Genomic DNA, 721 nt, shown 5'->3' on the forward strand with positions numbered 1-721 from the left:
CCCGTCCACCCGCACCGTCGCCGCCCGCGGCAGCCGCAGCGCCGTGCCCTGCGCGGGCGCCAGCCAGTCCGCCCCCGGGACGCGGCGCACGACGAGGGCGGCGCCGTGGGGATCCCACTCGAGGTCGACCACGAGGCCGCCGCGCGCGCGGAGCCCCGTGACGGATCCGCGCTCCCACGCCGCGGGCAGCGCCGGGAGGACCGCGAGCGCGTCGGCGTCGGATCCCAGCAGCATCGCCGCCACGAGGGCGGGCAGGCCGCCGCTCGCGTCGAGGTTGAAGATCCGGCCGGCGTCGTGCCGGGTCGTGAGCGCGGGGCTCCAGTGGTCGACGGCCAGCCACTCGACGCACGTGAGCGCGGCCTCCGCGTCGCCGAGGGCCGCGGCCGCGATGCCCACCTGCACCAGGCCGAACGCCATCTCCATCCGGCCGGGCGGCGCGGTCGGGTCCTCGGCGCGCCACGCGATCTTCGCGGCGACGGTCGCCGCGGCCGCGGCGCGGAGGCGGACGGCCTCGTCGCCGTCGCCGACGAACGCGGGATCCACCTCGTACCAGAGCGGGTAGAGCTGCGACGCGTGGCGGTGCGCGACCTGCTCGGGCCAGCGCGGATCCAGCCACTCGGCCAGCACCCCGCCCTCGGCCACGCGGTACGGCGGCAGGTCGCGGACGACGGCGGCCCAGCGCGCGTCGAGCGATCCGTCGCCGCGGGCCCGGCCGAGCAGG

General features: G+C 79.3%; 1 protein-coding gene. It reads right to left on the reverse strand.

Features of this window, described 5'->3' with window-relative positions; genetic code table 11:
- A partial coding sequence (locus DZG00_RS17075) for a glycoside hydrolase family 95-like protein (RefSeq protein ID WP_375342517.1) occupies positions 1 to 721 on the reverse strand: 721 nt, incomplete at both ends.

The sequence above is a fragment of the Clavibacter lycopersici genome (assembly GCF_003576405.1).
Taxonomy (GTDB): domain Bacteria; phylum Actinomycetota; class Actinomycetes; order Actinomycetales; family Microbacteriaceae; genus Clavibacter; species Clavibacter lycopersici.